This window comes from Psychroserpens sp. Hel_I_66, assembly GCF_000799465.1.
GTDB lineage: Bacteria > Bacteroidota > Bacteroidia > Flavobacteriales > Flavobacteriaceae > Psychroserpens.
Genome location: NZ_JUGU01000001.1, coordinates 1,913,506 through 1,937,962, shown reverse-complemented (window position 1 = coordinate 1,937,962; position 24,457 = coordinate 1,913,506). Strand labels below are relative to the sequence as shown.

Annotated in this window: 30 protein-coding genes; 17 read left to right on the top strand and 13 right to left on the bottom strand. The window is 31.3% G+C overall.

The genetic code is table 11. From position 1 onward, the window contains the following. Positions 1-34 precede the first annotated feature (34 nt). The 3 genes from GQ40_RS08815 to GQ40_RS08810 form a co-directional block, all read right to left on the bottom strand. Positions 35-502 (bottom strand): hypothetical protein, encoded by a 468-nt coding sequence (locus GQ40_RS08815; RefSeq protein ID WP_047547615.1) that lies wholly within the window; start codon positions 500-502, stop codon positions 35-37. A 73-nt stretch (positions 503-575) separates the two neighbouring features. Continuing rightward, positions 576-728 (bottom strand): hypothetical protein, encoded by a 153-nt coding sequence (locus GQ40_RS17725; RefSeq protein ID WP_197052663.1) that lies wholly within the window; start codon positions 726-728, stop codon positions 576-578. A gap of 9 nt (positions 729-737) precedes the next feature. Next, positions 738-2,102: an NAD-dependent succinate-semialdehyde dehydrogenase gene (locus GQ40_RS08810; RefSeq protein WP_047547613.1), complete on the bottom strand. Its 1,365-nt coding sequence runs from the start codon at positions 2,100-2,102 to the stop codon at positions 738-740. 212 nt (positions 2,103-2,314) lie between these two features. Between GQ40_RS08810 and GQ40_RS08805 the strand changes: the two genes are divergently transcribed. From GQ40_RS08805 to GQ40_RS08790, 4 genes are all read left to right on the top strand, one after another. After that, complete coding sequence (locus tag GQ40_RS08805; protein WP_047551760.1) at positions 2,315-2,680, top strand: YtxH domain-containing protein; 366 nt, start codon at positions 2,315-2,317, stop codon at positions 2,678-2,680. A 3-nt stretch (positions 2,681-2,683) separates the two neighbouring features. Continuing rightward, the gene (locus tag GQ40_RS08800; RefSeq protein WP_047547611.1) at positions 2,684-3,037 is read left to right on the top strand and encodes a phage holin family protein; all 354 of its coding nucleotides are present in this window, start codon (positions 2,684-2,686) and stop codon (positions 3,035-3,037) included. Further along, positions 3,037-3,237 (top strand): hypothetical protein, encoded by a 201-nt coding sequence (locus GQ40_RS08795; protein ID WP_047547609.1) that lies wholly within the window; start codon positions 3,037-3,039, stop codon positions 3,235-3,237. The genes GQ40_RS08800 and GQ40_RS08795 overlap by 1 nt, the downstream gene beginning before the upstream one ends. A gap of 191 nt (positions 3,238-3,428) precedes the next feature. Further along, the gene (locus GQ40_RS08790) at positions 3,429-4,019 is read left to right on the top strand and encodes a hypothetical protein (RefSeq protein ID WP_047547607.1); all 591 of its coding nucleotides are present in this window, start codon (positions 3,429-3,431) and stop codon (positions 4,017-4,019) included. A gap of 106 nt (positions 4,020-4,125) precedes the next feature. Here GQ40_RS08790 and GQ40_RS08785 read toward each other — a convergent pair whose 3' ends face one another. Further along, positions 4,126-5,169 carry a helix-turn-helix domain-containing protein gene (locus tag GQ40_RS08785; protein ID WP_047547606.1) on the bottom strand — a complete coding sequence of 348 codons (1,044 nt, stop codon included), beginning with the start codon at positions 5,167-5,169 and terminating at the stop codon, positions 4,126-4,128. Between the two features lie 430 nt (positions 5,170-5,599). On the opposite strand from GQ40_RS08785, the gene GQ40_RS08780 reads away from it, so the two are divergent. The 7 genes from GQ40_RS08780 (at position 5,600) to GQ40_RS08755 (ending at position 9,646) form a co-directional block, all read left to right on the top strand. After that, the gene (locus tag GQ40_RS08780) at positions 5,600-6,034 is read left to right on the top strand and encodes a hemerythrin domain-containing protein (RefSeq protein WP_047547603.1); all 435 of its coding nucleotides are present in this window, start codon (positions 5,600-5,602) and stop codon (positions 6,032-6,034) included. Positions 6,035-6,036: 2 nt separating this feature from the next. Continuing rightward, entirely contained in the window at positions 6,037-7,119 is a 1,083-nt protein-coding gene (locus GQ40_RS08775; protein ID WP_047547601.1) for a DNA topoisomerase IB, read from the top strand. A gap of 169 nt (positions 7,120-7,288) precedes the next feature. Beyond that, positions 7,289-7,738 carry a ferritin-like domain-containing protein gene (locus GQ40_RS08770; RefSeq protein ID WP_047547599.1) on the top strand — a complete coding sequence of 150 codons (450 nt, stop codon included), beginning with the start codon at positions 7,289-7,291 and terminating at the stop codon, positions 7,736-7,738. Positions 7,739-7,862: 124 nt separating this feature from the next. Continuing rightward, entirely contained in the window at positions 7,863-8,576 is a 714-nt protein-coding gene (locus tag GQ40_RS17140; RefSeq protein ID WP_052184208.1) for an SOS response-associated peptidase family protein, read from the top strand. Between the two features lie 112 nt (positions 8,577-8,688). After that, a complete protein-coding gene (locus GQ40_RS17440) occupies positions 8,689-8,850 on the top strand; it encodes a DUF1328 family protein (RefSeq protein ID WP_047547597.1) in 162 nt (53 codons plus the stop codon). A gap of 33 nt (positions 8,851-8,883) precedes the next feature. Then, positions 8,884-9,021 (top strand): hypothetical protein, encoded by a 138-nt coding sequence (locus GQ40_RS17720; protein ID WP_197052662.1) that lies wholly within the window; start codon positions 8,884-8,886, stop codon positions 9,019-9,021. A gap of 61 nt (positions 9,022-9,082) precedes the next feature. After that, complete coding sequence (locus GQ40_RS08755; protein ID WP_047547595.1) at positions 9,083-9,646, top strand: hypothetical protein; 564 nt, start codon at positions 9,083-9,085, stop codon at positions 9,644-9,646. Here GQ40_RS08755 and GQ40_RS17135 read toward each other — a convergent pair. Beyond that, positions 9,636-10,682 carry a helix-turn-helix domain-containing protein gene (locus GQ40_RS17135; RefSeq protein ID WP_156115560.1) on the bottom strand — a complete coding sequence of 349 codons (1,047 nt, stop codon included), beginning with the start codon at positions 10,680-10,682 and terminating at the stop codon, positions 9,636-9,638. The two genes, GQ40_RS08755 and GQ40_RS17135, sit on opposite strands and share 11 nt — an antisense overlap. A gap of 224 nt (positions 10,683-10,906) precedes the next feature. Between GQ40_RS17135 and GQ40_RS08745 the strand changes: the two genes are divergently transcribed. Beyond that, complete coding sequence (locus GQ40_RS08745; RefSeq protein ID WP_047547593.1) at positions 10,907-11,605, top strand: SOS response-associated peptidase family protein; 699 nt, start codon at positions 10,907-10,909, stop codon at positions 11,603-11,605. On the opposite strand, the gene GQ40_RS08740 is transcribed toward GQ40_RS08745, so the two are convergent. The 3 genes from GQ40_RS08740 to GQ40_RS08730 form a co-directional block, all read right to left on the bottom strand. Beyond that, positions 11,595-12,629, bottom strand: a complete 1,035-nt coding sequence (locus GQ40_RS08740; RefSeq protein WP_081990193.1) for an AraC family transcriptional regulator — start codon at positions 12,627-12,629, stop codon at positions 11,595-11,597. The two genes, GQ40_RS08745 and GQ40_RS08740, sit on opposite strands and share 11 nt — an antisense overlap. 196 nt (positions 12,630-12,825) lie before the next feature. After that, entirely contained in the window at positions 12,826-13,860 is a 1,035-nt protein-coding gene (locus GQ40_RS08735; protein WP_047547591.1) for a helix-turn-helix domain-containing protein, read from the bottom strand. Between the two features lie 74 nt (positions 13,861-13,934). Continuing rightward, positions 13,935-14,318, bottom strand: a complete 384-nt coding sequence (locus GQ40_RS08730; RefSeq protein ID WP_156115559.1) for an arsenate reductase family protein — start codon at positions 14,316-14,318, stop codon at positions 13,935-13,937. Between the two features lie 220 nt (positions 14,319-14,538). On the opposite strand from GQ40_RS08730, the gene trxB reads away from it, so the two are divergent. Beyond that, positions 14,539-15,516: a thioredoxin-disulfide reductase gene (gene trxB, locus GQ40_RS08725; protein WP_047547587.1), complete on the top strand. Its 978-nt coding sequence runs from the start codon at positions 14,539-14,541 to the stop codon at positions 15,514-15,516. An 87-nt stretch (positions 15,517-15,603) separates the two neighbouring features. On the opposite strand, the gene GQ40_RS08720 is transcribed toward trxB, so the two are convergent. The 5 genes from GQ40_RS08720 to GQ40_RS08700 all read right to left on the bottom strand — a co-directional run bounded on the left by GQ40_RS08720 (position 15,604) and on the right by GQ40_RS08700 (position 20,213). Continuing rightward, positions 15,604-16,437 carry a GIN domain-containing protein gene (locus tag GQ40_RS08720; protein ID WP_052184206.1) on the bottom strand — a complete coding sequence of 278 codons (834 nt, stop codon included), beginning with the start codon at positions 16,435-16,437 and terminating at the stop codon, positions 15,604-15,606. Positions 16,438-16,546: 109 nt separating this feature from the next. After that, positions 16,547-17,272 (bottom strand): head GIN domain-containing protein, encoded by a 726-nt coding sequence (locus GQ40_RS08715; protein ID WP_047547586.1) that lies wholly within the window; start codon positions 17,270-17,272, stop codon positions 16,547-16,549. A 121-nt stretch (positions 17,273-17,393) separates the two neighbouring features. Next, positions 17,394-19,241 carry a PspC domain-containing protein gene (locus GQ40_RS08710; protein WP_047547584.1) on the bottom strand — a complete coding sequence of 616 codons (1,848 nt, stop codon included), beginning with the start codon at positions 19,239-19,241 and terminating at the stop codon, positions 17,394-17,396. Further along, positions 19,241-19,579, bottom strand: coding sequence for a PadR family transcriptional regulator (locus GQ40_RS08705; RefSeq protein WP_047547582.1), 339 nt, complete (start codon positions 19,577-19,579; stop codon positions 19,241-19,243). The genes GQ40_RS08710 and GQ40_RS08705 overlap by 1 nt, the downstream gene beginning before the upstream one ends. Before the next feature lie 184 nt (positions 19,580-19,763). Beyond that, entirely contained in the window at positions 19,764-20,213 is a 450-nt protein-coding gene (locus GQ40_RS08700; RefSeq protein ID WP_047547580.1) for a DUF4870 domain-containing protein, read from the bottom strand. A 144-nt stretch (positions 20,214-20,357) separates the two neighbouring features. Between GQ40_RS08700 and GQ40_RS08695 the strand changes: the two genes are divergently transcribed. The 4 genes from GQ40_RS08695 to GQ40_RS08680 all read left to right on the top strand — a co-directional run bounded on the left by GQ40_RS08695 (position 20,358) and on the right by GQ40_RS08680 (position 24,457). Next, positions 20,358-20,813 carry a DUF4442 domain-containing protein gene (locus GQ40_RS08695; RefSeq protein WP_047547578.1) on the top strand — a complete coding sequence of 152 codons (456 nt, stop codon included), beginning with the start codon at positions 20,358-20,360 and terminating at the stop codon, positions 20,811-20,813. 64 nt (positions 20,814-20,877) lie between these two features. Beyond that, on the top strand, positions 20,878-21,675 hold the full coding sequence (locus GQ40_RS08690) for a TIGR00266 family protein (RefSeq protein ID WP_047547576.1): 798 nt from the start codon (positions 20,878-20,880) through the stop codon (positions 21,673-21,675). Between the two features lie 87 nt (positions 21,676-21,762). After that, positions 21,763-24,090: a T9SS type A sorting domain-containing protein gene (locus GQ40_RS17130; protein WP_052184205.1), complete on the top strand. Its 2,328-nt coding sequence runs from the start codon at positions 21,763-21,765 to the stop codon at positions 24,088-24,090. A gap of 169 nt (positions 24,091-24,259) precedes the next feature. Then, on the top strand, positions 24,260-24,457 hold the full coding sequence (locus tag GQ40_RS08680) for a hypothetical protein (RefSeq protein ID WP_047547574.1): 198 nt from the start codon (positions 24,260-24,262) through the stop codon (positions 24,455-24,457).

The following is a 24,457-nucleotide window of genomic DNA, read 5'->3' as shown; positions in this document are numbered from 1 at the left end:
TAAGCTATTTTTTTTAAGTTTATTTGTAAACTTTTTACTCTATTCTTTTATAATTTTCTGCGTAGATTCTATTTCCTTCCTCATCAATTTCTATCTGACTAAATGAGTTTTCTTTAATTATAAGTTCGTGCTTAAACTCTTTTTTTTCTTGAATGATTTTTGTCATCATCTCAGAACCGTATTCTAGGACTTCTGTTAACTCGGAATCGTTAATATTGTATTTACCGTATCCAAACCATTCAGAAGAGTCTGACGGGATATATTTGCTCCACATGACTTTATTGTTTGTGTACATTTTGACTTGCCTATACCCTTGAGAAGTTTGAAAGGAATCGGTGATTTTGTTATCTTTATAATTATAGTAACCTACAAGTTCCCATGCGCCTTCGAGTGAGATAGGAGATTCTGTATCAATAGAGGAGTTATCAGGTGTTTTGGGATTTTCATTTTTACAAGAAAAAATAGTTAATACACCTATGAAGATTATTAATGCTTTTCTCATAATATTATTTTTATGTGTGAATCACATTAAATTTACGAAAAAAGCATTAATAAATTTGAGTATTTGATTAAAATTAATTATTTAAAAATACAATTCCAGAGACTACCACAGCTATTACTAGTAGTACTATAACTATTATTACAAATTTAGACGTTGATTTAGTAGTTTCATCTTTTTGCAAAATGTAATCTCTTCTTTCTTCTTCTTCTTCTTTTACAAATTTCATAATTGGTTTTTATTTGTTAATATATACTGTTTTTTTGTTTACAAATTCTAAAATACCTTCTCTTGACAGCTCTCTTCCGTAGCCTGAAGCTTTTGTGCCACCAAAAGGGAGCCTTGGGTCTGATTTCACCATTTCATTAATAAAAAATGCCCCATCCTCAATATCTAATATTCTTTGTTTTGCGTCATCGGTATCTTTGGTAAAAATCATGCTACCCAATCCAAATTTAGAATTTGAAGCAAATTCATAAGCTTCGTTTTTATCTTTTACTTTAATTATTGCTGCAACTGGACCAAAAGTTTCTTCATCAAATGATGGCATTCCTGGTTTTACGTTTGTTAGTATTGTTGGTTGATAATAGGATTTATTCTTTTCATTTCCGAAGTGAATAGTTGCACCTTTATCGATAGAATCTTTAACTTGTTTTTGTAAAGTGTCTGCAAGATCTGCTCTTGCCATAACCCCAACTTTGGTATCCTTATGTGATGGATCACCAATTTTCAAAGATTTTACTTTTGAAGTAAACTTCTCTAAAAATTCTTCATATATGGTTTCTACAACAATAAAACGTTTGGCAGCTATACAACTTTGTCCAGTATTTTGCATTCTCGCTTTTACTATGGTCTTAATATGTTGATCTAAATCTGCGTCATCTAATATAATACATGCATTGTTACCTCCAAGTTCTAGAACTGTTTTTTTTAAATTTTTTCCTGCAATCTCTGCGATACTTCTTCCTGCTTTTTCGCTTCCTGTGAGCGATATAGCTTTTATGATCTTATTTTCTATCACATTTTCTATTTGGTCATGATCTACTAAAAGTGTTGTAAAACATGATTTGGGGTAGCCTGCTTGTTCAAAAATCTCTTGTATCGCGATAGCACAACCTGAGACATTTGATGCATGTTTGAGCAACGCTGTATTTCCAGCGGTTAGGGTTGGAATTGCAAAGCGCATAACTTGCCAAAAAGGATAATTCCAAGGCATTATAGCGAGAATGACTCCTAATGGATCATAACTTATAAAGCTTTCTTTGGCTTCGGTTTTAATGATTTCATCAGCAAGAAGTAAGTCGGCATTTTTTCTATAGAAGTCGCATAGATATATGCATTTTTCTATTTCGGCTTTACTTTCGGAAATTGGTTTTCCCATTTCATCAGTAATTAGTTGACTGTATCTTTCAATGTTCTCTTCCATTATCATAGCTACTTTTTTAAGTAGCTTAGCTCTTTCTTTTACGTCAACTTTTTTCCACTTTAGAAATGCTTCTTCCGCAGAGTTGATACTTTTCTCAAGTTTCTCTTTAGAAAATAATTCATATTTGGAAATTACTTTATCTGTGTAAGGATTTTTTGTTTCTATAGTGTTTGCCATAATTGTTTAAATTATAAGTTTAAATTCAATTTAGCTTATTTAAAAATTTGTAATTAACCCATAAGGTCAAACTCTTGACGTTTTTAAGTTGATTGTGTTTAAGTTAACTTCTATATGTAATGAGTTAATATAATCGAGTTTATTTTAAGATATTTGTAATATAAAATTAGCAATAGTTGCTAACAGACATAAAACTTAAAATTAATAATAAAATGGGAAAAGAAAGTAATACAATTATAGGAATTTTAGCAGGAACAGCAATTGGTGCTACTTTAGGTATTCTATTTGCTCCTGATAAAGGTGAAAACACCAGAAATAGAATTGCTGATGAAGCTATTTTACAAAAAGATAGATTGGCTAATAGCGCTGTAGAATTTAGAGACAGAGTTTCTAATGGTGCAACAGATTTAAGAGATCGTGTTGCTAGTACTGTTGGAGCTCAAAAGCAAACTTTAGATGAGCAGGTTGATTCAATTGTAACTAATGCAAGTCATAAAGCTGATGATGTTATCACAACTTTGGAAAAGAAATTAGCAGAGTTAAAAGCTAAGAATAAAAAATTACAAAAGACGTCGTAATATATGACCGTATTTGAATCATTACATAATACAACGGATAAAGCTGCTGATAATGCTGAGAAATACCTTAAAACTTCACAAGAGTATTTTAAATTAAAGGTTTTTCAGCAATTAGCAATTACTACTAGTATGTTTGCGAAATTTGCAATCATAGGTGGCTTACTTGGTCTTGGACTTATTTTTTTATCTGTTGCTGGAGCAATAGCTATAGGTGAGGCTTTAGGCAATGTTGCTTTAGGTTATGTTATTGTAGGTTTGGTTTTTTTCTTATTGGCAGTAATTGCATATAAATTAAAAAAGAAATTTGACCTACAAATAATAAAGTTGTTATCCGATAAATTTTTTGATAAAAAATAATGAGAAATTACAAAACGTTTGAAGAAATAGAATTTAACCTCAAAAGATTAAATCTTGAAAGACAAATTGCATTTGAAGAACTCAAAGGTGTAAAAGGTGATTTAAAAGAAGATTTGCAGCCTGCTCAGTGGATGCAAACCTTTATGAAATATGCTACAAAATTGGGGTCTCTTTTTTTATTTAAAAAAATGATCAAATAATATATTAGACTAATTTAAAATTTAAAATACGGAGCTCAGCTCTGTATTTTTTTTTCCAAAAACGTAGTGTTATATTATTTAAGTCAACTTATAATCCATATGAGCAAACTATAAATTCAATCTAGCTTTATATTGTAGTGTATTCAAAAAGGGAGTAATACACCTAACATATTAATTAAAACTCTAAAATTATGAAATTTAAAACTATACTAGCAAGTGCAGCATTATCTGCAATGATTTTTAGCTGTAATGTAGAACAGAAAAAAGAAACAGAATTACCAGAAGTCGATGTAGACGTATCTGCTGAAGAAGGTCAATTACCAACATATGACGTTGATTGGGCAGATGTTAACGTTGGGACAACAACCAAGATGGTGAAAGTGCCTAAAGTAGTAGTTGTAATGGAAGAAGAAGAAGTAGAGGTGCCATACATTGATGTTGATATGCCAGATAGTGACGACAACGATAAAGAAGAACGCACTCTATTAGTTGAAGCTGAAGTTACTGATAATGAGCATACTCTTGACATTAGAGAGATTTGGGCATCCAATAATAATCTATATGTCATTTCTGAATTGAAATCAACAGACCAACAAATTGGTGATAAGAAAATGAGAGTTTCAGATCAAATTACATTAAACGCACCAGATTTAAATGTTAAATATTATATAGTGGGTGAAAGACCAGATAGAGTATTTAATTCTCAACATTCTTATTTTGCTGATATGAACGCAGTAAAATCAAAGATGGATGATGACTATAAAATGATTTATAGTAAATAACAAATCTTTTAAGTTTATATAAAAAAACTCAACCGAAAGGTTGAGTTTTTTTATATAGAATATATTATCATTTTATCTTAGTTGCCTTTAATAAATACAGCATGTCTTAAGCTGCATTATTATCAAAAAGTAAATTGTTCAAAACATTTTTTCTGTATTCGTTTGGAGTTACATCGTATTTTTCTTTAAAAATCTTAGAAAAATAACTTCTACTGGTAAAACCAATACTATACACCACTTGTGACACATTTAAATCGGCATTGCTCATTAACTCGCGAGCAGCTTCAAGTCTAATGTGTCTTACATATTCCGTTACAGTTCTTTTGTACAGAAATTTAAACCCATCTTGTAATTTTGCTTGTGAGAGTCCTGTTTCCGAAGAAAGTTCATCTAAAGAGTAATTAAAAGAGGGATCTTTTATTATTTTATTGCTGAGTTTTCTAACCAGTTTTAGTTCGGTTTTTGATAATGAGGTCGGTAATTGTACTCCATTTTGAAAGGTGTTGTGTTTTTGGATATGTAAGGAAAGCATCTCATAAACCAACCCTTCTATTTTTAATACCCTAACCATCCCTTTAGTTTTCAGTTTTTTGATCTTTTTGATATAATCTGCCATCTTTAGATTTAAAGAGCCATAATGTGCAAACCTATTTTCATGATCTGTATCTCTAAAGACCTCAAATAATCTTTCATTGAGCAGAGATAAGTTGGTGGTTCTCTTTTTTATGAATTTTTTTCTTACAATTTGAATGATGCTCGTCTCTAATTTTTCTTTCTTCGGAAAATGTATATAATTATATCCTCCTGTTTTATTGGTAAATATTAAAGAATGAAATTGCTCTATTAGTATTTCATCATTATTGATACCAAATCTATGTTTAAAACTACCATGGTAATTGTATATAAAACGAATAGGGTTGAAATCACAAGCCTTGATTTTTAGGGTAATTTCTTTAGAAAATGTAATATCAAGATTTAGAAAGTTTACACCCCAATCAAAAGGCATGAATTTAATTGTCCCAACAGCATTGCTGTTATTTATGGTTAATATGTGCTCATTCCATTTTTCATCAATTTCACCACCAATAACATCTTTTATTTGTCTTAAAAGATATTTTGGACTATCTGCTATTATTTCAATTTCTATCATTATTATACTATTATATCAAGTTTTTCCTTTTAAAAAAGAAAGAGAGTTTTAACAAATGTAAAGTTTAATATATGTTAAATTTTACAATTAAGTCTTTTTAACCATTTTTTATAAGAAAATGTTAAAAATTTACTCGAATGAGCACAGCATTCCTTCCTTGTGCAAATACATTTGCAATAGGTAGTACAGACTTCAATCATAATGAAGTAGGTTAGTTAGGTAGAACTCAGCAATTATTTTTAATTGCTGAGTTTTTTTATATAGGTCAATAACTAATCAGATAAAGCACTTTCTTAAGCCTTAAATAGATTAATTTTAATCCAGATCATGAATAGATATATTCAAGATAAGTTGATTGGTTAGATGAAACCTCGACGATGTAAAAATCGTTGAGGTTTTTAATACCCACAAAATTAAATGATATAATAATATGAATATTTTTGAAGCTATACGAGAGGATCACGACATCCAAAGAGCATTATTAGACAAATTGGTAAAAACTTCTGGAGACAGTAAAGAGCGCGATTCTTTATTTAAAGATCTAAAGAATGAATTAAAAATACATGCAGATGCAGAAGAGCGTCACTATTATAAACCACTCATAGATTCTGATATGATGCAGGACAAAGCGCGTCATGGTATTGCTGAGCATCATGAAATTGATGAGCTCGTAGAAAAGCTAGAAGAGACAGATTACGATTCATCTGCATGGCTAAAAACAGCAAAAGACTTGAAGCACAAGGTAGAACATCACTTAGAGGATGAAGAACATAAGTTTTTTCAGCTTTCTGGAAAAGTGCTTTCCGAAAAACAAAAGCTAGATTTGGCAGCAGCTTATAGCAAGTACATGTCTTCCCATAGATAAAAATGGCTCAAAAAGAACTTACAGCCTCCTTAATAAACCGCATAGATAAAAACCCGGAATCTGCTATCAAAAAACTTGATCTAGTCTATGTAGATAGGGACCAATTATCTATTCTTCGGAAAAAGAGCGGGAAAAACTTTACATACCTGCACAATGGCAAAAAACTGTCTAAGTCCAAACATCTAGATCGTATAAAGTCACTCGTGATACCGCCAGCTTGGGAAAATGTAAAAATCTCAATTTTGCATAATGGTCATATTCAGGCAACAGGAAGAGATGCCAAAAACAGAAGGCAATACAGATACCACCCTATTTGGAATAAGGTAAAAAATCAAACAAAATTTTTTAAAATGGCAGAGTTTGGCGACTGTTTGCCAGCCATTCGTGACCAAATAGAAAAAGATATTATTCAAAAGGAGTGGACAAAAACAAAGGTATTAGCTCTTGTTATAAAGTTAATGGAAGAAACCCATATACGAATTGGCAATAGGTATTATGCCAAAAAAAATAAGACTTATGGTCTTACCACACTTAGAAGTAAACATGTTCATCTATATAAAAATAAATTGAGATTTCAGTTTACCGGTAAAAAAGGGAAAGAGCACAATATTACCCTTAAAAATAAAAACCTTTTAATGTTAGTTGGGAAATGTGAGGAAATTCCTGGTTGGGAGTTGTTTCAATTTTATGACAGTAAAGGCGGGAAGCATAATGTAGATAGCAGTATGGTTAATGAATATTTATACGCTATTGCGGGTAAGTCTTTTACAGCAAAGGATTTTAGAACATGGTCTGGAAGTGTTATCTTTTTTGAGACATTGATGGACTATGAAAGGCCAATTTCAGAAAAACAAAGAGATAAAAATATTTTATCTGCTTTTGACGCGACAGCCCAAGAACTTGGGAATACAAGAAACGTTTGTAGAAAATACTATGTACACCCAATACTAGTAGAATCCTACAAAAACGATACACTTCATGATGTGTTTACAAAAATAGAAACCTCACCTATTATCTCAACACATCTAACTCCAACAGAGAGCTCGGTCTTGGAGCTAATTAAATCCTATAAGCCAACGATTTAGTTAAAGTTTTGCCAACGTTTGGATTGAGTTAATTCTTGAATTAATACCATCAAAAAACCTCTCTTTTATAACTTAATTTAGTCATATAGTTAGGCAGATTGTAAGCCTTGATGTTAACGAGATAGGCATCAAAAAAAAAATTATCGAGAACAGTTTAAATCAAAAAAATATGAGCACTTACACAAAAGAAGTTGGAAAAAAATTAAACGACTTATTAGAAAAAACATACGACGCAGAAAAAGGATATAAAAAGGCAGCAGAAAATGTAGAACATGCAGCTTTGAAGTCTTATTTTAGTCAAAAAGCACAAGAACGTTATAACTTTGGTCACGAATTAAAAAGCGAAATAAAGTCTTTTAATCAAGACGTTGACAAAGGTGGTAGTGTAGCAGGTACTATGCATAGAGCTTGGATGGACGTTAAATCATTATTTTCTGCAGATGACGAAGAATCTATGCTGGAAGAAGCAATTAGAGGAGAAAAGGCAGCAGTTGATGAATATCAAGATGTACTGAGCGAAACTAGCTTGCCATCTTCTACTAAAACAATATTAACTTCTCAAAAAAACACAATTGAGAATGGACTATCTAATATTAAAAGATTAGAGGATCTAAGATAATAATCTTTTTAAGATTATAATACTGAAAAGGCACTTCACAAGAGGTGCCTTTTTCTATTGAATACATTTTTATAGGATTTGAGGTAAGCTATAATGCAGATATTCGTTTTATTTAAAATAAAAAATGTTCTATAAACTATCTAATACCTGTGATGTTCTTGAAATAGAGAAGGAGTTTGGTACAACGTTTAGATACCCTAATTTATACAAGCCCAAAGCTATAATTGACGGATTGAAAGAATCACAACTACCTATCATAACATCCCAAAACTTATCTCATGTAGATTATTCCATTTGGGGATTATTGCCAGAAGGCTATGATGATAACTGGAACACTTTTCAAGATTTTACAAATACATTAAATACTAACATTCAGAGCAATGATTTGAATGAAGAGATATACTCAGATTCATTAGATAAAAGACGTTGCTTGGTAATCGTAAATGGTTTTTTTTCTACAAAAATTTCAGATGGTAAGTTGCGAACACATCTTATTCATCTAAAAAATCAAAATCCTTTTTGTATCGCAGGCATTTATAATAAAATTCTAGATGGGTTTTATACATGTTCAATCTTAACTACAAATTCAGTATGTGGTAATGATCACATACCTGGTTTAGAAAAACAAAAACCGTTAATATTTAAAAAGAAAGATCTTAAAAGATGGTTGGATCCCAAATTAACCATTGAACATTTAAAACCATTAGTTCAAAATCATGAGCACTATGATTTCATTTCTCAACCTATAAACGAGAGTTTTTATAATAATTCAAAACTTTTCAGTCGTACCGTTAACAGTAGTAATGAACACCATATAATGAGGATTTCGAGAGATTAGTTTAGAGTTAATGATATAGTTAAATGAGTTAAGCAATTTATTATAAATGAACGACATTTGATATATAACAAACTGAAAGACAGTTTTGTTACAAAATTAAAAACATACATTTATGTTACGTTGGACAATCACATTTGTAATTATAGCTATTATAGCAGCAATATTAGGATTTGGTGGAATTGCTGGAGCAGCAGCGGGTATCGCAAAAATTATATTTTTTATATTTATAGTTTTGTTCGTACTTTCACTACTTAAAGGAGTTATCAAGAAGTAATCATTAAAATTAACCTTAAATAAATCAACAATTATGAAAAAATTAGCAAAAGTTTTTTTAGTATTATTTACAATCTCAACAGTATTTACTAGTTGTAGAGAAACCACTGGAGACAAAGTTGAAGATGCAGTAGAAGATGTTGCAGATGACGTTGAAGATTCTGTAGATTAAATACTTAATAATGTACATATAAAGCCTCTTTTTAAGGGGCTTTTTTTAATTAACATCAATTATGAAAAAGTTTCTTTTAAAAAACAAACGCGCCATTTATGGAGGAGTAATCACTTTTATAATTATTGGTCTAGGTGTTTTTTTATTGGGGAATATTTCTGGATATGAGGCTAAAAATCTATTGAAATCTTCTTTAGACGGAATAAATATGCTATGTAATACAATAGTACTGGCATCTGCAACAATTCTAGCCTTGTTATTGACTTTATTGGGTATAAGTTCTGGAACGGAATCCAAACTAAAAGACGGGCACTATTTAGAGGTGCTCAGTATTGCCAAAATTGATACGATTTTATTTATAGTTACTCTCATCATGTTTCAATTATTCAATATACCCATTACAGAATCTAATGAAGTCCCAACAGGTTGGTTTAGTACAATTTACTGGACAACTTTGTTTATGTCATCCATATTGAGTGGAGGGATGGTAGTTGTCATATTGATGCTTTACAATACTGTTACGAATATTATCTTAATTGTGGGATTAAAACAAGATCACGAGCTTATTTATAAGGAGGACGATGTAGAAGATGAAAAACAAAAAGCTAATTCTTCTAATGAATAACCGTAACTAATTGTTTTGATTTTAAATGCTTCTTAAATGAGGTTGGGTTGCAGCCATATTTCATTTTAAAAATCTTACTAAAATAACTTCTGCTTGTAAAGCCTACAGTGTATACAATTTCCGAAATATTTAAATCTGAATTACATAACAATTCCTCAGACTTTTCAAGTCTTACATTTCTAGTAAAATTTGAAACGGTCATATCATGGATCGCCTTAAATCCAGCTTGAAGTTTTGATTGCGATACAAAAAATTGAGAACATAGATTATCTTGAGAATGATTTAAACCAGGATTGTCTGTAATATGGTTAGAAATCGCTCTAATTTTCTTAATATCAGATTTTGAAATATCTAAATCTTCACCCTTATTGTGATATGCATTGTAAATATGGTCGATATGGATTGCTAAAACCAATTGGTATCTACTTTGTAACTGTAAATTTGAAGTCACACACCCGTCAATATCAATTTTTTCAATACTTCGTAACTCATTTGCAATATTCAAATCATAGGCACATTCAAAAAAGTTACTTTTTAAATGTTCAAAAACACTATTTAGACCATTAGAGTTTTTTTCTTCGGAATTGAATTGATTTTTAAAATTCTCAAAATATTTATCTATCGATATTGATAATATTTGACAGGTAAACTGATGGCCTTTTTCAATAATAATCAAATTTTTATGAGAATCATTAGATGAAAACGCTACCGATTTTAATTCATTAATTTTTGAATATCTTTCGCTATTTGCATAGCTATGGTACGAAACGCCATTTAATGTATACGCAAAATAAAGAGTATTTGTGCTACTGGTAGGAATTTCAATAATTAAATCTTCTTTTAATTTTAAATCAAAATTTATGACACGTAGGTCATTACTAAATTTTATTTGCTCAATTTTACCATGACCAAAATCACTAAGTAATTTAAATTGAGTTGATCCATCTTCTGTTATAGATTTAGTAAATTCCTCTTTCTTACTTAAAGCATTCAGTAATGAATCTGAATTTATAATATCTTTCATCGCGTTCTTCATAGTCAACTTTTTAGGAGTATTTTATTTAATACCATCTCAAAGGTATCTTATAAGTAGATTCCCTATTAACAGAATACGATATTTGTGTAACACTTTACGATTTTGACATTTTTAATAAAATTGATCTAGTTTTAACACCCATTTTGTCTATTGGGTCATATATAAATTATTTAAAGACAATTATTTGTTAAAAAAAATCCCATATTGCGATAGTGAAATAAATTATGTACTACAAACTCTCAAACAGATATAGCTTTGACATTATTGAGTCAGAAATTGGAATAAAATTCCGGTTTCCAGACCTTTTTGAAGCTTCCCCTATTGTTGATGGATTAAATGAAGAAATACTACCAATAGTTACTTCGGAACATCCAGATAGAATAGAATATGGGATTTGGGGAATTTTACCTGATGATTTTAAGGAAGACTGGCAAGATTTTCAAAAAATCAGGAACACTCTTAATATAGATTTAAGATCTATAGATGAAAAAAGTGATTATCAAGACGCTTTAGAAAACCGAAGATGTGTAGTTTTAGTTTCAGGATTTTTCGCATCATATAATTTTCAAGGTCAAATCTATCCTATTTACATTTACCCAAAAAATGCAAAACTATTTTCCTTGGCAGCTATATATAATGTTACTAATGACGGTTTTATCACTTTTACACTTTTATTAGAGAAAAGTAATTTTGAAATTTCCAAACTTCAAAACATTAGTGACTCTATGCCAATTGTTCTTAATGATGAGCATAAAGATATTTGGTTAGGAGAGCATTTTGAAGACATTACATTAGGTAAAAACGATAGCTTTAAAGATTTAGATTTTTCTTCACACCCTATAGCGAAAGAGTTTTACAAAAATAATATTTTATATAATTCTATTTTAGATCCAGTAATTTATAAAGAGATCATTAACTCTTAATTTTTGATGACCTAAGGCTTTCTTTGTATTCTATTGGCAAGATATTATAATTATCGTAGAAAATCTTCGAAAAATAACTTCTGCTCTTATAACCAATCTCAAAAACAATCTCAGAAATTGATTTATCACTATTCTTGATTAAATCTTTTGCGATTTCCAGTTTTATTGACCTAACATATTCGTTAACAGATTTTGAAAATAACAACTTAAAGCCCAATTGTAATTTTTTAGGACCCAGCCCAGATGCTTTGGATAGCTCTTTTACTTTTAAAGGTTTGGAAATATTATCTATAATATAGTCAACCAAGCGATGTATTTTTTTTATTTCACTTACAGATAAACTTTCAACAACCATCGCACTGTTTTTATAATTTTCATGCTCTAGAATTTGCATTGATAAGATCAAATTTAATTGTCCCTCAATGGATAAGGCTTTTATTATACCAGAGCCTTCAAATTCATTAAGTGTTTTAATCTTATCGGCAATAGTTAAATTATAGTTCCCTAAATGCTTAAAAGGGAGATGTTCTTCTTCTCCTCTAAATACCGATAATAGTGAGTTTTCCAACGAGCTTATATCGCTGTTCGTCTTTTGTAAAAATTCCTTAGAATAAACATGAATGATATTTAGTTTAACATTTATTTTACTCGGAAAAACATAAATGCTTTTTGATTTGGTGTTGTTCGAAATAATGATATTCTGAAAACGCTCTAAACGAACATAATTCTTATCATCAGTATTGTTAAACGTTAGATTCCCTTCAGAAATAAAAAGAAATTCAATAGGCGCATTTTTCTTTACCGTTTCAAAAATGATTTTCACATCATCATTGAAGTTGACGTCATAGTCTAAAAGCGAAATTCCCCAATCAAATTTTCGATTTCTTATGGAGCCAGTTCCAATGCTGTTATTGAATATTAAAGTTTCTTCTCCGTTTTTTTGCTTTATATCTCCTTTTATATATTCATTAAGTTGCTCAATTATAGATTTATTATCTATATCTGTAATTTTAATAGTTTTCATGTATAGTATCCCCTTATTAATTATAATCTATTGGTTAGTTAGAGATTGTGATTAAAATAGGTGGTACAAAAAAAGAAGAAAAAGTCGCAATCCCTTAACAATATTGATACATAGTATAACAATATTGAGTAGTTAGCGAGATTAAAAACAAATCAATATTTATAGATTTAACCTTTAAACCGTTAAGGGCTAGATGTTAAGCAGATATGTCTTTTTTGTTTCTTACTTTAGAAATGTATTCACTTGGAGAGATACCAAATCGCTCTTTAAATAGTTTAGAAAAGTAGCTACGACTGTTGATGCCAATCTTATATGTTATTTCAGTAATGTTTAAATTAGAATTTTCTATCAAAATCTTGGCTTTTTCAAGGCGATGGCTTTTTATGAACTCGTTTACCGAAGTTTGAAATAAACTCTTAAATCCATTTTGAAGAGTATTTTGATTTAAACCAACTCGTTTAGCAAGAGTATACACATTAATTCTAACATCTAACTCATCTTTGATAATCTCAACAGCTTTTTCAATTTTATCAATGGTAACCTTTCTAAGCAGAATTTTTTTCTTACTTGAATCCTCATTATTATAGCTTTGAAGTTGATGCGTTAAAATCTCATAAGCCTTTCCTTCAAGGTACATTGGTTTCATGAATTCTTCGAGATCACATTGTCTAAACTCTTCAATATATTTTGATAATTCGAGAGAGAAATATTCAGTATGGTGAATGAGATTTACACCGTTTACATCCTTAAAAATAATTTCTAGTTCTGGAGAAAGACCTTCAGCTATACTGCTTATTTTTTCTTCAAATTCCTTTCTGTTTATGAGGATTATAAAAAAACTAGACGATTTCTGTTTTGGTAGGTTAACAAGATGGTTGTTTGTAATATCATTAGAGAACATACAATACTGTAGCTTACTAATATTATGTTTTTCTTTATCTTCGGAAACGTGATGTGTCAATGCAGAGTCAACATTAAATAATAATTGTAATAAGTTAATATCTTGATTTTCAAATTCTAAACTGGTTTTTTTCGTTGGAATCAAACTGGACTCAATTACCGAAAGTCCATGTGAAAACTGAATGCCCCTAAAATACCCCTTACCTAAACTATCATCAATTTCTATACAATAATCATCACCTTCATTGGTATAGTCTATGTTAAGTTGTTTGGATATTGAAGTCATGATGCCATGAGCGGTGACATCACTTATTTTAATAGACTTGGCCATGTAATTGAAAATTGTTTTAAAACTCTAAATTAAACATTTATAAGTTAAAGTTTATCTTTTATGATAAAAGGCGATTATATGTGTTTCTTTTCGTCAATCCCTTTACTGTTTGTTTCTAGAAGTTTTTCAATATCAGACGGATTTTCAATTTGATAATGCTTCTCTCCCAATATCATTATTGGGTAATTTAGAACTTCGGGATTATTGTTTAAAACCTTGATCCAGCCATTTTCGTCAAGACTAGTATCTGTGTCATAATTTTTAACAAAAGCAGGATGTTCCTTATCAATAAGATCTCCAATAGTAACTCCCAAATGGGTGGCTAAGTCCTTCCATTGTGTACCGGTAACGTTTGTCTTTGTTACATCAATTGCAAGTATTTCCTTTGAAGATGCGTCAACATAGCCAAGAGATTGCTTTCCAACCGAAGACTCTGAACTGTAGTATAATTTAATCATATTGTGATGTTTTGATATTGTACTCATTTTACTTTATTTACAAAATTAAGATAAATGTAGTACGTAAGTTTCATTAACTCAAAAAGATTTATGATTAACCCATAATATATAATCTTCATATAGAAAATAGTAATGATTATATAACTACTGTTAATAACTTTGATGTAAGATTTTCATCAAAAATCCTACTTTTGCTATACTTAAACTGAAATTCAAAAACATGTCAGATACAATAGAAAAAGTAAAATGTCTTATCATAGGGTCAGGTCCTGCTGGTTATACAGCAGCAATTTATGCAGCAAGAGCAAATATGGAACCTGTACTATATCAAGGCACACAACCAGGCGGACAGTTAACAACAACCAATGAAGTAGAAAATTTTCCAGGATATCCAGACGGTATCACAGGTCCAGCCATGATGATCGAGTTGCAAAACCAAGCAGCCCGTTTTGGTACAGACATTCGTGACGGTTGGGTGACTAAAGTTGATTTTGATGGAGATACACATAAAATATGGGTTAATGAAACTAACGAAATCCACTGTAAAACAGTTATAATTTCTACAGGAGCATCTGCTAAATACTTAGGCTTAGATTCTGAACAAAAATATCTCAAATTAGGTGGAGGCGTTTCCGCTTGTGCTGTTTGTGATGGGTTCTTTTATAAAAACCAAGAAGTTGTAATTGTTGGAGCAGGAGATAGCGCTTGTGAAGAAGCACATTACCTTTCAAAACTTTGTAAAAAAGTAACCATGTTGGTTCGTAAGGACGAGTTTAGAGCTTCTAAGATTATGGCAAACAGAGTGAAGAATACAAAAAACATAGAGATACTTTTCAATACAGAAACCGAAGAGGTTTTAGGGGACGGACAAGTAGTAACTGGCGTTAGAGCAGTAAATAACCAGACTAATCACACGTTTGAGATTCCAGCAACAGGATTCTTCGTAGCTATAGGTCACAAACCAAATACAGATATCTTTAAAGATTTCTTAAAGTTAGATGCAACCGGTTATATCATTAATACTCCAGGTACTTCAAAAACAAATATCGAAGGTGTTTTTGTGTCTGGTGATGCAGCAGATCATGTGTATCGTCAAGCGGTTACAGCAGCAGGAACTGGCTGTATGGCAGCCTTAGATGCAGAGCGTTATCTGGCAGCAAAAGAATCAGACTTTGAGGTTACTACTCCGGTTTACTAACCAAATGTTGATACAGATATACAAAAAAATCCGAAGCTCAAAAACTTCGGATTTTTTTTTATTTTTTACTTCGGAAATTGGAAAACTCTACTTCTCTTTCTTTTCTAGCTTAACCGTTCCCGTAAAGGTATTGATCGTAATCTTTGGATTTCCGAAGAGATAAATCTCACTGTCCCCAGAGGCATCAATCGTTATATTTTCCAATACTTCTAAGTATAGGTCGCTATCCATTTCAGCAATTACTGTACAGTTTTTCGTCGTAAAGTCTTTACCGTTTAATTGTGAGTTATTATCTGCTCTTACATTTAGGTTTGTAATGGTGCCCTCAATATCCGCACTGGCACGTTGGTACAGGTCAATCTTAACGTCTGTAGCATTAATTAGTGCGTCCATTTTGGTATTGTCACTAATTATTACCGAAACTTTAGGTGCAGTGACATTGAGCTTTACTTTAGACTTTTCAGTACTTGAATAATCAAAACTATTAGCTTTGATGTTTAGGTAAGCCCTAGCAGATCCAGTGGTTTTTAAACTAGCGTTTTTGAGTTCCAAAGAGGTAAGTGAGCGAACTTCAGCATCGTCTTTAACTTCAATATTAGAAAAAGCATCACCGTAGTTTACTTTTACGTTGAGTTTTTTAGCACGAATCTCACGGGATGTTGTGATCGTTAAAATACTGTCAACAACATTTACATCAATATATTCATGAAGATTGCCATCGGTTTCAATTTCTACGGAAGGTTTTTTGTTATAAAATAATTCTACTTCAAAATCACCTCCTACAACTATTGTTTTAAACCCATCAATATAAGTTTGCTCAATAGTTAATTCTCTATCGCCTTTTATTTTTTCTAAGTCTTGAGCAAAAATATAGTTGCTAAAACCAAAAACAAGCAATAGGAGTACAGTAATGTTTTTCATTTTAATTTGTTAAGTATTAGAACAAATATAAAACAAAAACCATCCCAAACTTGATTTACGTTTGAAATGGTTTTAAAAAACCAGTTGATTGATTGGTTGTTTTATGGGTTTATTGCTTTTTAACGTTACCAGAAATAGCGTCGCTAATACTTGTGTTTTTTGGGTTTCCGTAATATTTTATGTCACCACCACTGGTTGCACTCGCAGTAAGTTTTTCTTCCACATATATTGCTACATCGGCTCCACTTGTCACAGATGCAGAACAATTTTTAGAGATTAAGTCTCTGGCATTAATATCACTGCCACTTGTAGCAGCTGCACTTAATGTATTTGTGTTTCCTGTAACCTTGATGTCGCTTCCACTGGTAGATGCAAGTACAGTTGATTCTGCTTCCAGATCAATCTCTATATCTGCTCCACTCGTAGATGATATACGAATAGCATCTGCCATAATGGTATTTGTAGAGTAGACATCGCTACCACTAGTTGCAGAAATAGATGCAAGATCGTTAACGTTGACCATTACTTTTTTAGATTCCGAAGAACCTATATTTTTTTCAGCATAGATTTTTAGTACACCATTTTCTATTTCAGTAATAATAATGTCATGTAAATTCTCATCTGCCTGTACTTTTAGTGATTTCGTATCACTTTGGGTTAGATAAACATCTAACCCTTTGCTTACTGCAATTTGGTTAAAATCTGTATCTAATGTTCGCTCTATTGTAGAGACATTTCCGTTTCCATTAACGCCATTATTAAAGTTGATATTGAGACAAGAAGTTAATAATAAACTTATAATAACTGTGATTGTGATTTTTGTTAGTGTGCTCATTTTGATTGATTTAATACTGAAATTAATCAGTAATGGTTGATTGTTATAGTTCAAATATTAAAAAAATGGTTGGTTAGCTAAATTTTTAATACCTGAACCGTTGATTGATTGGGTTGAATTGTTAATTATCGTCATTTTCGGTAGTGATATTAATACCATCTTCGTCTATGTTGACCCGTACATTGTCGGTTTCTGCCTTAATGCCATTATCATCAATTTCAATGGCATTAGAATCAGACTTTGCTTTGATGCCATTTTCATTGACCTGGATTCCGTTTTGGTCGTTATTGGTATTGAGCTCTTCTTCCGGGCAATCCAAACATTCTACGTCATTGGTAATAATTTTGAGATAATGTTCTTCCATATTATGGTCTAAAATGTCGTTATAGTAATAATCATTACTGTGATAATGGTATGTGTTCTTATCTGCATAAAGCACAGTTCCTTCTGGTAGATATACCGTTATGGTTACTTTTTGGTCTTTTCTGCTCTCATCAAGCGGTATGGTTAAATAGTTGTCTAATAATAACTCATTGTTAGCCAATGCGTAATTATATCTTATTTTAGTCGCTCTATTTTTGGCATTTTCAAAATCTACACCTCTTGCGCTACGCTCAATCCTTATTTTGGCAATACTATCTTTTGTAGATCTCACGATTAGTCTAATAGCTTGATTATATAAAATCTTTTCATCATTATCATTGTAAGCGGTTTCAAAATTGTGGAATTGCCTAGAATAGCTGCTATGTATTAAATCATTATTGGTCATTCTAATAGTTAATGTATCATTTGCTGTGATAGAAGCCAGTTTTTCGGTTTTGATGAAAGAACCTTCTTCTTTATAGGTTAGACCGAATTTTATAAACGTTATAGAAAGCGTTATAAATGAAATGAACCACAAACCCAGCAATGTGTATTTAGCCATTTTGCCAATGGATTTCATATTGGAGATCAATATTTTTAATCCTAGATAGAACACGAAGAAAGCGATGATTCCGAAGAAAAAGAACAATAGTAAAGACATCAACCAAACTGGCATTCCCGTTGCATCTGTAACATCAAATAGATTCATACCAGGAAAATGAACATTGTCCATTAAATTAAGACTAAACAGACTTACCAAAAGTGAAATAATGGTTACAGCACCTACAAACATTAATATTAAGCCAAAGAACTTTGCAAATATTTTCAGAAAAAACATAAAAATATTACCGATAGCTTCAAAAAACGAACTTGATGATGATTTAATGCGCTCGCCCTGACGAGGAAAATCTGCTTTTTTTACACCTTCTTGAATAGAATCTGAAACATGATCAATACCTTCCTTGATTTTGTCGCCATGTTTTTTGAAATCTACATTTTGAACTGCGCTTGAGACACTATCAAATCCGTCCTTGATTTTTTTTTCAATGTTTGAGATATTGACCTGCTCTCCTTTCATCTGTAATTTTTCTGAAGTTGTAGTGGCTTCTGGTACAAAAATCCAAAGTAAGATGTAAAGTAAAACACCGGTTCCTGCTCCAAAAATAAGTAGAATCCAAATTAAACGTACCCACAAGGCATCGATACCAAAGTAGTGGGCAAGACCAGAGGATACACCTCCAATATAAGAGTTATCTGTATCTCTAAACAATTTTTTAGATCTCGAGTTGCCTTTGTAAGAATTTGAATATTGACGTTGAGGTTCGTCTTCAAATATTTCATCATCAACGATATAGTCTTCAGGCTGTCCCATTATAGTAATAACCTCTTCGACCTCTTTGTTACCAATAACCTGTCTTTCATTTTGTACACGCTCGCCAAATAATTCGGCAATACGGGCTTCAATATCTGCTATGATTTCAGAGCGACCTTGAGAGTCTGTAAATGAACGTTTTATAGCCTCAAGATAGCGTTGCAATTTTAGGTAAGCATCTTCATCTATGTGAAAAAATATACCTGCTAAATTTATGTTGACTGTTTTATTCATTATTTCGTGTTTTTGTGTCTTGTTACTATGTTAACTGCATTTTGTAATTCGGTCCAGGTTGTTGTTAGTTCTTTTAAAAACAGTTGACCGGTTTCTGTGAGACCGTAATATTTTCTTGGCGGTCCAGAGGTGGATTCTTCCCAACGGTAGTTGAGCAATCCTGCATTTTTGAGCCTTGTGAGCAGCGGATAAATTGTACCTTCTACCACAAGCAGTTTTGCGTCCTTAAGTGTTTCTAAGATTTCTGCTACATAAGCATCGTCATCTTTTAATACCGACAAAATGCAGTATTCTAATACACCTTTTCGCATCTGTGCCTTTGTGTTTTCTATTTTCATAAGTTGTTCCTGTTGTTTTTTAAATATCTTCGGAAATGTGCCATCTCCAAACTTTTAGAATTGAAAACAGACGTTGATAGTAGTGTCCAATTTCCGAAGACATTAAATTTTAATAAACTGTTCATTTTTTGATTTTAAATTTGATGGTTACTTATAAAGAGCGAGTGATTAATTCGCATGATATTTATTTTAAAAATTGTATGGTTAACGGGTATTCATAAATCTCACCGTCCCTCGCCTTTAAGCTAGCCACGACAATAAAAACGAGCTCGAGAATAAATCCTACAACCGCAAGAAATCCTAAAATACCTCCCGAAATCAACAATAGAGGAGAGGGCTCGTTGATGTTGATGTGTAAATCATGAAATCCATTAAAGTCGATAAAATCCATGCCACTAAAAAACTTGAAAATGAAAAACGGAATTGTTAAAGTCCCAATAACCAAAGCATACAATAAAATGCTAATTTGAAAATTGATGGCTTGTTTACCGTGGGTATCTATAAATTCAGATTTGTCTTTATTCATGATCCATAAAACGATTGGTCCTATAAAGTTTCCTAACGGAATTAAAAACCTGCTAAAGGTTGATAAATGAATAAAAGTGGCGATGTTTTTTTGATGATTAGTTGTCATGATTGAAAAGCATATAGTAATTTCTTATACAAATATATGTCTTTAAAAAGGTATTATGTTACGCATAGTACTTAAATTTAACATAATATTAACAAATTGATATCTGGATTATTTTCAATAAATTAGCTGAAATATCCAGTATATATGAACGTTTCGCCAAGTAAACTTAATACCTTTTTATTGTTCAAATTACCATCTGCCTATTTTTGCGGAGTACGCACAAAACTGTTAAATGATACGACCTGTGTAGTTTCGGTAAAGCACAGATGGCTTAATCAAAATCCATTTAATTCTATGTTTTGGGCAGTTCAAGGTATGGCAGCAGAGTTGACAACAGGAGCGTTGGTGATGTCAAAAATTAGAACAAGCGGAAAGAAAATATCAATGCTTGTTGCCAATAATAATGCATCATTTACAAAAAAGGCAACTGGTAGAATTACATTTACCTGTAACGAAGGCCAACTAATAGACAATACGATTGAAAAAGCAATAAGTACGGGAGAAGGGCAAACGGTTTGGTTAAATTCTAAAGGTATTAATAATGAGGGAGTGCAAGTTTCAGATTTTAATTTTGAGTGGACGCTTAAGGTTAAAAATTAAAGTTTTGTAACAAAATGAAAAACGAATCAACATATAAGCAACTCAACAAATAAACAATCAAAAAATGACATCACACGAAATCGATTACAGAATTTACGGAGAAGAAATGCAGTACGTCGAGATAGAACTCGATCCTCAAGAAGGCGTTATCGCAGAAGCAGGTAGCTTTATGATGATGGACGATGGTATCAAAATGGAAACCATTTTTGGAGACGGTTCTGAGAAGGATTCTGGTTTCTTCAGGAAAATCTTAGGTGCAGGAAAACGTATTCTCACAGGAGAGAACTTATTTATGACTGCATTTTACAATAATCTCTCAGGCAAGCGAAACGTCTCTTTTGCTTCGCCTTATCCAGGAAAAATTATCCCAATAGACCTTACAGAATATCGAGGTAAATTTATCTGCCAAAAAGATGCATTCCTTTGTGCAGCAAAAGGCGTTAGCGTTGGTATTGAATTTTCTAAAAAATTAGGTCGCGGACTTTTTGGTGGCGAAGGCTTTATCATGCAAAAACTAGAAGGCGATGGGATGGCATTTGTTCATGCTGGCGGAACAACAGCTAGGAAAGTTCTGCAATCTGAAGAAATTTTAAGAGTAGATACAGGTTGTATTATTGGTTTTACCCAAGATATTGATTACGATATAGAATTTATTGGTGGTATAAAAAACAAAGTATTTGGAGGAGAAGGATTATTTTATGCAAAGCTTCAGGGACCAGGAGTTGTCTACATACAATCACTTCCCTTTAGCAGATTGGCAGATCGGGTATTGGCATCATTACCAAAAGGTGGAAATAGTAAAGGAGAAGGAAGTATCCTTGGAGGATTAGGTGATATTTTGGATGGTGATAATCGGTTTTAAAAGTTACTTATCAATTATATATAATAAAGGTTGTGTGCATACACAACCTTTATTAGTTTTACGAAATAAATTAATATCTTCTAATCTATGAGATTAAGATTTCTATTTGCATTTTTTGTTTTTTCATTTGTTTTTGCAAATGCTCAAATTGTTAATATTCCTGATCCAATCTTAAAAGACGCATTATTAAATTATGCGCCAGCTATTGATACTAATGGTGATGGCGAAATTCAAAATACAGAAGCAGAGCTTATTACAATATTAAATATCAATCAAGCTGCAGGTGATGTAACATCAATTGAAGGTCTGGATAGTTTTATAAACTTGGTAGAATTATATTTATCAGACGCAACATTTTCAAACACTCTAATATTTCAGAATTATATAAATTTAGAAAGACTACAGCTTGGTAACGTATCATTTCCAGAGTTAAATTTAATAGATATGTCAAGCCTCAATAGATTAGATATAATCAATAACGAAAACGATAATTTTACAACGTTAGGATTTAGCGATTGTAATTGCAATAATTTTGAAGAACTTTATTTATCAACTAATTTATCACTTATAGATATAAATATAAGTGATATCATTAGTTTAAAGACGTTCGATGTTTTTGGCAGCTCTATATCACAAGTTGACATTGCCAACAATATAAACTTAGAAATATTTAGGCTATTTGCTACAAATATTACTGAATTAGATTTTAGCTCGAATCCTAACATGGAATCTTTACGGATAGAAGATCAAGTTTTAAACGTTTTGAATGTTTCAGAATGTACCAATTTAGAAACTTTAGTCATTGATTTGGTAGATATGGAAATTCTCGATTTAAGCAATAATAACAATTTAAATTACTTGGATCTTGATCAAGATCAAGGTTCTATAGATTTTCTAAACTTAAAAAATAATAGTCCGCAACCAGCTATTTTCAGAATAGATGACTTAAACATAGTGTATTTGTGCATTAATGACTTTCAGATGGATACGATAACTCCAGATGATTTTTCAAATAGTACACCAATTATTAATAGTTACTGTTCATTTACGCCAGGCGGAGACTATTATGTTATTGAGGGTTCAGCGTTTTTTGACTTTGATCTCGACGGTTGTGATGTAGATGATTTGTCATTTCCAAATTTGAAATTCAACATATTTGATGGCTCAGATACTGGGACGCTTATTGCAAACTCATCTGGCAATTATAGTATTCCGCTACCAGAAGGTACTTATACTGTAACACCCGTTCTGAGTAGTAATAATTTTACAGTAAATCCTAATACCGTTTCTGTAATTTTTCCTTCGGAAAATAGCCCTTTTAACCAAGATATCTGTATAAATTCAAACGGGAATGTTAATGATTTAGAAATATCTATTATACCAGACAGTCAGGCTGTTCCTGGTTTTAATTCTAGCTATAGAATACTATATAAAAATGTAGGTAATGCACCAATTTCGGGATTTGTCGAGTTTGATTATATTTTTGATAGTGATTTTATGACATATGTGTCTTCAACACCAACTGCGAATAGTATTACAGACGATTTGTTGTCTTGGGATTATGAAAACTTAATTCCTTTTGAGATAAGACAAATATTGATTACAATGAATCATAACACACCAATAGATGCTAATTTTCCATTAAATTCTGGAGACGAGCTAAATTTTAGTGCTACAGTCTATCCTTTAGTTGGTGATGAAACCCCAAATAATAACGATAGTGGTTTAAAACAAATAGTCGTTAATTCTTTCGACCCTAATGACATTACTTGTTTGCAAGGTGAAAATATTACTCCTGATAAAGTTGGAGAATATGTTGATTATCTTATTCGCTTTGAAAACTTGGGTACTGCTAACGCAACTAATATAGTCGTAAAAAACACTATAGACATTTCAAAGTTTGATATAAATTCTCTTTTACCTGTAAACGGAAGCCACGACTTTTATACGAGAATAAATGCACAAAATGATGTCGAGTTCATTTTTGAAAATATCAATTTACCCTTTGACGATGCTAATAACGATGGTTATGTACTTTACAAAATCAAAACCTTAGATGCATTAGTTTTAGGTGATACCTTTTCTAACCAAGCAGAAATCTATTTTGATTTTAATGCTCCAATAATTACTAACAATTATACAACAGAAATTTCCGAAGAGCAGTTAAGCACAAATGAGTTTAGTGTCTTAAACACAAAAATATATCCTAACCCAGTAAATGATGTCTTAACAATAGAAAGTGATGCTATTATTGATTCAGCAATCCTTTATGATATTAACGGGAGAGAGATATTGGTTTCTAAATTTGAAGGCACAAATTATCAAATGGATTTAAGTGAGTTGAAGTCTGGAATTTATTTTTTAAAGGTGTTTTCTAGCTCTGGAAATCACACATTAAAAGTTCTTAAACAGTAGTTTGTCTTATGATTGTAATTTGTGTTTCTTTATTTTTAACTTTTAATTAGCTGTTAAAATTTAGCGCTTCCGATAAAGGGTTTGAAATTTTTAGTACATTTATAAAGTAATAATTAAAACAAAAGCCTATATAACACATCTACTTTTTTTAACCTAAAACTAAAAAATAATGGCAAGAGCAATGTTTGAGTACACGAAAACTGTACTTAGTAAAGTCAGTTTTGACAGTACATTGTTTTGTAAAGAATTACAAAAAGCACTTCAAAGATTATTACCGTACGAAATTGAAGAGCTCAAGATTTATATCAAATCTTTAATTCTGCAAAACCCTGAATTAGATCAATGTTTAATCTTATTAAAAGCATAA